This window comes from Amycolatopsis sp. ATCC 39116 (genome assembly GCF_000231075.2).
Taxonomy (GTDB): Bacteria; Actinomycetota; Actinomycetes; order Mycobacteriales; family Pseudonocardiaceae; genus Amycolatopsis_E; species Amycolatopsis_E tucumanensis.
Map to the genome: position 1 here is coordinate 46,967 of NZ_AFWY03000053.1, position 8,435 is coordinate 55,401.

The 8,435-nt window shown below is 71.9% G+C and carries 8 protein-coding genes; 7 read left to right on the forward strand and 1 reads right to left on the reverse strand.

From position 1 onward, the window contains the following. The first annotated feature begins 165 nt into the window (after positions 1 to 165). From AMY39116_RS44100 to AMY39116_RS0334555, 7 genes are all read left to right on the forward strand, one after another. Entirely contained in the window at positions 166 to 2,700 is a 2,535-nt protein-coding gene (locus tag AMY39116_RS44100) for an MFS transporter (protein WP_020422158.1), read from the forward strand. Then, the gene (locus AMY39116_RS0334530) at positions 2,697 to 3,443 is read left to right on the forward strand and encodes a collagen binding domain-containing protein (protein WP_020422159.1); all 747 of its coding nucleotides are present in this window, start codon (positions 2,697 to 2,699) and stop codon (positions 3,441 to 3,443) included. Before AMY39116_RS44100 ends, AMY39116_RS0334530 begins: the two co-directional genes overlap by 4 nt. A 203-nt stretch (positions 3,444 to 3,646) precedes the next feature. Then, complete coding sequence (locus AMY39116_RS0334535) at positions 3,647 to 4,870, forward strand: sensor histidine kinase KdpD (protein WP_020422160.1); 1,224 nt, start codon at positions 3,647 to 3,649, stop codon at positions 4,868 to 4,870. Then, the gene (locus tag AMY39116_RS0334540; protein WP_020422161.1) at positions 4,867 to 5,298 is read left to right on the forward strand and encodes a roadblock/LC7 domain-containing protein; all 432 of its coding nucleotides are present in this window, start codon (positions 4,867 to 4,869) and stop codon (positions 5,296 to 5,298) included. The genes AMY39116_RS0334535 and AMY39116_RS0334540 overlap by 4 nt, the downstream gene beginning before the upstream one ends. 26 nt (positions 5,299 to 5,324) lie before the next feature. Next, positions 5,325 to 5,705, forward strand: coding sequence for a DUF742 domain-containing protein (locus tag AMY39116_RS0334545; RefSeq protein ID WP_020422162.1), 381 nt, complete (start codon positions 5,325 to 5,327; stop codon positions 5,703 to 5,705). Further along, the gene (locus tag AMY39116_RS0334550) at positions 5,680 to 6,294 is read left to right on the forward strand and encodes an ATP/GTP-binding protein (RefSeq protein ID WP_020422163.1); all 615 of its coding nucleotides are present in this window, start codon (positions 5,680 to 5,682) and stop codon (positions 6,292 to 6,294) included. Before AMY39116_RS0334545 ends, AMY39116_RS0334550 begins: the two co-directional genes overlap by 26 nt. Continuing rightward, on the forward strand, positions 6,287 to 7,516 hold the full coding sequence (locus AMY39116_RS0334555; protein WP_020422164.1) for a styrene monooxygenase/indole monooxygenase family protein: 1,230 nt from the start codon (positions 6,287 to 6,289) through the stop codon (positions 7,514 to 7,516). The genes AMY39116_RS0334550 and AMY39116_RS0334555 overlap by 8 nt, the downstream gene beginning before the upstream one ends. A 30-nt stretch (positions 7,517 to 7,546) precedes the next feature. Here the strand turns inward: AMY39116_RS0334555 and AMY39116_RS0334560 are convergent, their stop codons facing one another. Beyond that, the gene (locus AMY39116_RS0334560) at positions 7,547 to 8,035 is read right to left on the reverse strand and encodes a hypothetical protein (RefSeq protein ID WP_020422165.1); all 489 of its coding nucleotides are present in this window, start codon (positions 8,033 to 8,035) and stop codon (positions 7,547 to 7,549) included. Positions 8,036 to 8,435 lie beyond the last annotated feature (400 nt).

Sequence of the window (8,435 nt, forward strand, 5' to 3'; positions counted from 1 at the left end):
CTGTCAACGCCGCTTCTGCTCGCCGGAAGTGTCCGCTTCGTTGCACATCCTCCGGAATTTCGCAGCGGAATGCGATCCGGATCACCGCTCACACCGTGAGAGCTTGGTCATCCGATCCGGCGAAATCAGTTAGCATAGGTCAACTAATTTTCGCTGGTTGGAGTGATGGAAGTGCAGCCTGCGCTCGGTCCCCGCTACAAGTGGATCGCGCTGTCCAACACGACACTGGGCATGCTCATGGCCACGATCAACTCCTCGATCGTGCTCATCGCGCTGCCGGACATCTTCCGCGGCATCGACATCAACCCGCTGGAGCCGTCGAACACCAGCTACCTGCTGTGGATGATGATGGGCTTCCTCGTCGTCACCGCGGTGCTGGTGGTCGGTTTCGGGCGGCTGGGCGACATGTACGGCCGCGTCCGCATGTACAACCTGGGGTTCGCCGTCTTCGCGGTGTCGTCCATCTTCCTGGCGATCACGTGGATGAACGGCGGCGCGGCGGCGATCTGGATGATCGCCTGGCGCATCGTCCAGGGCATCGGCGGCGCGTTCCTGATGGCCAACTCCAGCGCGATCCTCACCGACGCCTTCCCCAGGCGGCAGCGCGGCATGGCGCTGGGCATCAACGGCGTCGCCGCGATCGCCGGGTCCTTCCTCGGGCTGGTGATCGGCGGCCTGCTCGGCCCGGTCGAGTGGCGGCTGGTCTTCCTCGTCTCCGTCCCGTTCGGCGTCTTCGGCACGATCTGGGCCTACCTCAAGCTCAAGGACACCAGCGAGCGCCACCGCGCGAAGATGGACTGGTGGGGCAACCTGACCTTCGCGGTCGGCCTCATCGCCGTGCTCGTCGGCATCACCTACGGCATCCAGCCCTACGGCGGGCACACCATGGGGTGGACCAGCCCGTTCGTGCTGTCCTGCCTCATCGGCGGCGTCGTGGTCCTGGTCGTCTTCTGCGTCATCGAGACCAGGGTCGCGAACCCGCTGTTCAACCTCGGACTGTTCAAGATCCGCGCGTTCACCTTCGGCAACCTGGCGAACCTGCTCGCCTCGCTGGGCCGCGGCGGCCTGCAGTTCGTGCTGATCATCTGGCTGCAGGGCATCTGGCTGCCGCAGCACGGCTACAGCTTCGAGAAGACCCCGCTGTGGGCCGGCATCTACATGCTGCCGCTGACGATCGGCTTCCTCGTCTCCGCGCCGGTGTCCGGCATCATCTCCGACCGCATCGGCGGGCGGCTGCTGTCCACCGGCGGCATGCTGATCACCGCTCTCAGCTTCGTCCTGCTGGAAGTCCTGCCGGTCGACTTCGGCTACTGGGCCTTCGCCGCGATCCTGCTCCTCAACGGGCTCGGCATGGGCCTGTTCACCTCGCCCAACCGGGCCGAGGTGATGAACAGCCTGCCGAACAACGCGCGCGGCGCGGGCGCCGGGATGACCGCGACCTTCCAGAACTCGGCGATGGTGCTGTCCATCGGCTTCTTCTTCAGCCTGATGATCGCCGGGCTCGCCGACCACCTGCCGTCGGCGATGGCGCAGGGCCTGACCGCCAACGGCGTGCCCGCCGCCGACGCGAACCAGATCGCGTCGCTGCCGCCGGTCGGCGTGCTGTTCGCCGCGTTCCTCGGCTACAACCCGATCGAGCAGCTCCTCGGCGGCGTCCTGCACACCCTGCCGCCGGACCAGGCCGCCTACCTGACCGGCCGCAGCTTCTTCCCGCAGCTGATCTCCGGGCCGTTCGCCGACGGATTGACCGCGGCGTTCTGGTTCGCGATCATCGCCTCCGTGGTCGCCGCGCTCGCGTCCTGGTTCACCGGCCCGGCCCGCAAGCCCGCGCCGGGGCAGCCGCACGAGACCGTCGGCTCCGAGCTCGCCGCCGCGGTGGGCGACCTGGTCGACGTGAGCGAGCAGGACACCGTCGCCACCGGCCCCGGCCGCATCGCCGGCCGTCTGCGCACCGCGGGCGGCAACGCGCTCGCCGGCGGCGTGGTGACCGTGACCGGCGCGGACGGCAGGCAGGCAGGCCGCACCAGGGCCGGCGCGGACGGCGGCTACGCGGTGTCCGGCCTGCGCCCCGGCACCTACACGCTGATCGTCACCGCGCCGGGGTTCCAGCCGGAGGCGGCCGCGGTCGCCCTCAACGGCTCCGGCGCCGTGCGCGACTTCGTCGTGTCCGGCGGCGGGACCGTGACCGGGATCGTGCGCCGCGCCCCCGGCGGCGCCGGAGCCGGCGACACCGCGGTGGTCGCCACCGACGGCGGCGGCCAGGTGGTCGGGCAGACACGCACCCTCGACGACGGCACGTTCCAGCTCGCCGGCCTGCCCGCCGGGGAGATCACGGTGACCGCGCACCTGGACGGCCACCGCCCGGCAGCGGCGACCGTCGTGGTGACCGGCACCGAACCGGCCGTGGCCGACCTGCTGGTCCAGGCCGCCGGGGCGCTGCGCGGCACCGTCACCGGGCCGGACGGCCGCCCGGTGCCCGGCGCACGCGTCACCGTCAGCACCGCCGCGGGCGAACTCGCCGCGGCCGCGGTGACGGACGAGCACGGCGGCTACACGGTGGACGACCTCGCGCCCGGCGACTACACCGTGGTGACCAGCCTGTTCGAGCCCGTGGTGCGGCAGGTGGACCTGAGCGGCGGCGAATCGGCGACCGTCGACGTCGACCTGCACGCCGGCCGTCCCGAGCAGGCCCGCTCATGAGCGAGGTGACCGGACGGGTGCGCGACACCCGGGACGCACCCGTGCCCGGCGCGGCGGTCACGCTCGTCGACTCCGGCGGGCAGCAGATCGCGCGCGGCGCCACCGGCCCGGACGGCGGCTACCGGCTGCCCGCGCCCGGCCGCGGCGTCCACGTCCTGATCGCCTCGGCGCCGGCGTACCGGCCGGAGGCGGTCACCCTGACCGTCGGCGACGCCGCGGCCGTCCTGGACCTCGTGCTGGACAGCGCGACCGGGCTGGGCGGCGTGGTCCGCTCCGCGGCGACCGGGGCGCCGATCGCGGACGCGACCGTGACGCTGGCCGACGCCCGCGGCGAGGTCGTCGGGTCCTACATCTCCGGCCAGGGCGGCGAATACTCCTTCGGCGCCCTGCCCGCCGGGACCTACACGCTCGCCGTGAACGCGCCGGGGTACCGGCCGTCCGCGGTGGCGGTGCACATGACCGACGCGAGCGTGCGGCAGGACCTGGAGCTGGCGGAGGCCGCGGTCATCCACGGCACGGTCAACGTGCGCGACCTGCCGCGGCCGTGGCCGCGGATCACGGTGAGCCTGCTGGACGAATCGGGCGTCCTCGCCCGGCGCACGTTCGCAGGCGAGGACGGGCACTACGCCTTCCACGACCTCGAACCCGGCACCTACACCGTCGTCGCTACGAGTTACGCACCAGTAAGGAAAGCGGCGCGCGTCGGCGGCGGCGAGACCCGGCTGGACGTGCGGCTCACCTGAGCGTTTCCCCCGGCGGGACAAGGCGAACCACCTTCCGTCGACCACCCGGGCACGGTGCGTCAAGATCGCGGAGAGTGGTGGACACGGGCGGGGTCGGAGTGGTTGCATAGCGTTCACCGGCGCGGGTTCGGCCACACGCGGGGGAAGGGGTCCCCGCGACGGTTGAGCCGCCGCACGTGACGAACCCAGGCAGTTAGGACGACATGGCGACGCGGGCTCGAGAACTGCTCAACCGCTCACGCGCGCTGCTGGACCGCTCGAGGGAAGCGGCCTCGCAGCTCTTCGGCCCCCCACCCGCGCAGCCGCCACCGCCGCGGCCGCCGGTGATCGTGCAGTCCCCGTCCCAGGCGGAGCGCGAGCGGGCCAACGAAGAGGCGCTCGCCGCGCTCTGCGCGAACGTGGCGCTGCGCGACCTCAACCTGGTCGACTCCCTGCTCTCCCAGCTGGAGGAGATGGAGGCCAGGGAGGAGGACACCGAGCGGCTCGGCGAGCTGTACCGGCTGGACCACCTGGCGACCCGGCTGCGCCGCAACGCGGAGAACCTCCGCGTGCTGGCCGGCCGCGACGCCACCGACACCGCGACCGAGACGACCTCGCTGGTCGACGTGGTGCGCGGCGCGATGTCGTCGATCGACCAGTACGCCCGCGTCAACATCGGGCGGATCGTGTCGCTGGGCGTGGTCGGCTTCGCGAGCGAGGACCTCAGCCGGCTGATCGCCGAACTGCTGGACAACGCGACGAAGTCCTCGCCGCCGAACACCCCGGTGCGGGTCAGCGCCCACCTGACCGAAGCGGGCAGCGTGCTGGTGCGGATCGAGGACGAGGGCATCGGCCTGCCGCCGGACCGGCTGCAGGAACTCAATGACCGGCTCTCCGGCGAGCCGGTGCTCGACGACTCCTCGGTGCGGCACATGGGCCTGGCGGTCGTGCGGCGGCTGTCCGCCCGCCACGGCATGCGCACCCGGCTCGACCGCCGCGTCCCGCACGGCACCACCGCGTCGGTGCTGCTGCCCGCGGGTCTCGTCGCCGATCTGCCGGAGGCCAACTGGTCCGGCACGCAGACGGTGGTGTTCCCGCAGGCGCCGCGCGGCACCGCGGTGGCCGAGGCGCCCGCCCAGCCCCGCCACCGCTCCGGGCTGCCCAAGCGGGAGCCGGCGCCGCCGAGGCCGGCGCCCGCCCGCCGCCCCCAGCCGGGGTCGATGGTCGGCGGCACCACCGCCAGCGGTCTGCCGCGCCGCGTCTCGCACAGCCTGAAGAACCCCCAGGGGCAGGCACCCGCGGCGCAGTCCGCGGTGGAGCCGACCCCCGCCGAGGACCGCGCCGCCGGGCACGAGAAACTGCTCGCCGATCTCGGCGCCTTCACCGACGGCGAACGTGCGGCGCGCGAGAAGCAGGGCACCGACGAATCCGGGGAGCAGCAGCAGTGACCGCCGACACCGGCCAGGACTTCACCTGGCTGATCAACGACTTCGTCCGCAAGGTCCACGGCGTGTCGCACGCGCTGATCATGTCCTCGGACGGGTTCCCGCTCACCGCCTCCGACGACATGTCGACCGAGGAGCGCGAGCAGCTCGCCGCTATCGCCAGCGGGCTGCTCAGCCTGGCGCGCAACAGCGCGGCGCTGTTCCACAAGGGCACCTGCGAGCAGATCATCATCCGGCTCACCCACGGGTACTTCCTGTTCATGGGCATCGACGCGCACGCCGGGCTGGCGGTGCTGACCACCTCCGACTGCGACATGAAGGTCGTCGCCTACGAGATGACGCAGTTCGTCTCCAGCGCCGGCCACGCGCTGACCCCCGAGATGCGCGCGGACCTGCGCCGCGTGCTCACCGGCCGCCGGCCCCAGGCCTGAGCACTCCCGACAGGATGTGATTCGCGATGTCCCAGGACACCGGGCCGGACGAGCGGGCGGTCAAGCCGCGCAGCAAGCGGATCCGGCCGTACACCCTGACCGGCGGCCGCACCAGGGCACGGCACCAGCTGCTGGTCGAAACGCTCATCTCGGTGCCCCAGTACGACCCGGCCCTGGCGGAGAAGCTCATGCCGGAGTCGCGGGCCCTCTACGAACGGGCCCGCTCCCAGGTCTCGATCGCCGAGCTGTCCTCGCTGCTGACCATCCCGCTCGGGGTGGTCCGCGTGCTGGTCAGCGACCTGGCCGCGCAGGGGGCGGTGTTCATCCACCCGACCGCCCACGCCTACTCCCACGACCGGAACATGCTCGAGAGGATCCTCAATGGACTCAAGCAGCTCCCCGTCTGATCCGGGCCTGCTGACGATCTCGGCGAAGATCGTGATCGCGGGCGGGTTCGGGGTGGGCAAGACGACGCTGGTCGGGTCCGTGTCCGAGGTGCCGCCGCTGAACACCGAGGCGTGGATGACCGAGGCCGGCGAGGGTGTCGACGACCTGCCGCCGGACGGCGCCAAGACCACCACGACCGTCGCGATGGACTTCGGCCGGATCTCGCTGTACGACGACCTGATGCTGTACCTGTTCGGCACGCCGGGACAGGCGCGGTTCTGGTTCCTGTGGGACGACCTCTCGCGTGGCGCGCTCGGCGCGATCGTGCTGGTCGACACCCGGCGGCTGGACCAGTCGTTCGCCGCGATCAACTACTTCGAGAACGACTCGGACCTGCCGTTCATCGTCGCGATCAACCGGTTCGACGGGGAGCTCGCGCACGACGTCGACGAGGTGCGGGAGGCGCTGGCGCTGAGCCCGGACGTCCCGCTGGTCACCTGCGACGCCCGCGACAAGGCGTCGGTGCTGGAGACCCTGCAGGAACTGGTGTCCTACACGCTGTCACTGGCCGAAGTCTCGGAGGGGGGCCGGATCCGCGCCCATGCGTAAGATCCTGATCGTCGGTTCGGGTCAGTCGGGCCTGCAGCTCGCGCTGAGCCTGCAGGAGCACGGCTACGACGTGACCGTGATGTCCGCGCGCACGCCGGACGAGATCCGCGCCGGGTGGGTCACCTCGACCCAGTGCATGTTCGCCGACGCGCTCGCCATCGAGCGCAAGCACGGGCTGAACCTGTGGGACGACGTCGCTCCCCGTGTCGCGGGGCAGGGGTTTTCGATGGCCGGGCCGGACGGGCAGCGCGCGCTGAACTGGATCGCCTCGTGGGACGGCGGACCGGCGCAGTCCATCGACCAGCGGGTGAAGATGGCGGCGTGGCTCGAGTTGTTCGAGGAGCGCGGCGGCAACGTCGTGATCCACGGCGTCACCACGGCCGACCTGAACGGGCTGGCGCGGCTCTACGAGCTGGTGATCGTCGCGGCGGGCAAGGGCGAGCTGGTGCAGCTGTTCGACCGCGACCCATCGCGATCCCCTTACACGAAGCCGCAGCGCCGGCTTTCGGTGTCCTATGTGCACGGTCAGGAGTCGCGTCCGGAGCGGCCGGGCACCACCGACGTGTGGATGAACATCATCCCGGGTGTCGGCGAGCTGATCAACATCCCGGGCTACACGCTGTCCGGGCCGTGCGACATCTTCTACGTGTCCGGCATTCCGGGCGGGCCGTTCGACGCGTTCGCCGACCGGCCTCCGGCGGAGGAGCAGCTGCGGCGGCACCTGGAGCTGTTCCGGCAGTACATCCCGTGGGAGTACGAGCGGGCGAAGAACGCCGAGCTGACCGACGGCAAGGCGGTGCTGGTCGGCGGGTACCCGCCGGTCGTGCGGCGCCCGGTGGGCGAGCTGCCGTCCGGCGGGTTCGTGCTCGGCATGGCGGACGTGGTGGTGGCGAACGACCCGATCACCGGTCAGGGCGCGAACAACGCGGCCAAATGCGCCGAGTCGTACCTGGGCAGCATCCTGGAGAACGGGGACCGGCCCTTCGACCGGGAGTGGATGCAGCGGGCGTTCGACCGGTACTGGGAGCACGCCCAGTGGGTCACGATGTTCACCAACGCGATGCTGCAGCCGCCACCGCCGCACGTGCAGCAGATCCTCGGGGCGGCCCAGACGAACCCGGCCGTGGCGAAGCGGTTCGTGAACGGCTTCAACAACCCCACGGACTTCCAGCACTGGCTGCTGGACCCGGCCAAGACGGAGGAGTACCTGGCTTCGGTGTGACCGGGCGGCCGGGGCCGCCCGGCGCTCGTGTCAGTGGCCCACGTCGATGACGACGCGGGTCGGTGCGGTGAGCGTGAACACCCGCACCCAGGACTTGTAGCGTGTGCCGAGGCCGATCGACACGTAGCCTTCGTAGTCCCCGGTCACCGCGACGGCCATGACGTTGCGGAGGTTGTGGGTGCGGAACTTGTCGGGACCCGGGTAGGTGCGGTTGCCGTTGTCGTCGTGGGCGCGGGCGGGCGTGGTGCTGACGGCGACGAAGTGCTCGCCGGTGAGCCACACGATGTCGCCGGAGCCGTCGGCGATCAGCTCGTCGACCCACTCGTAGGACGCCTGGGGCGCGGGGCCCGTCATGTCCAGCACGACCCGGTCGAAGCCGGTGTTGAGGCCGGTGCGGATGTTCGTCATGGTGGCGACACCCGGTTGCGCACCGGCCGGCGCCGCCGCGACGACGGCGCCCGAGAGCGCGAGCAAGGCGGCGGCGCAGACCGCGAACAGCCGCCGTGGGGTGAGGGTCATCGGTGACCTCCTGCCGGGAGGGGATGGGGTTCCCAGCGCTGGTGCCTCAAGAGACGTGCCCGGTGGGGTGGAGGTTGTCCGGGTTCGGTCTCGGAACGGACACCGCGCCCGGCGCGCCCGCCGGCCGGGCCGGAGGCCCGTGAGCGACGGCACCGCTGCGGTTCGGACGGCCCACCTGGCCCCGCGCGCCGGGGATCCACGGGCGGCGCACGGCTGCGGTCCGGACGGCCCCGCTGGACGGGGCCGGAGCCCATGGGCGGCGGCACCGCTGCGGTTCGCACGGCCCGCCTGGCCCCGCGCGCCGGAGGTCCATGGGCGGCGGCGCCCGGTTCGCACCCGGCCGGGCCACCGGCCCCGGGCACCTTGCGCCCGCAGCCACCATCGCGCGGCCCCACCAGCC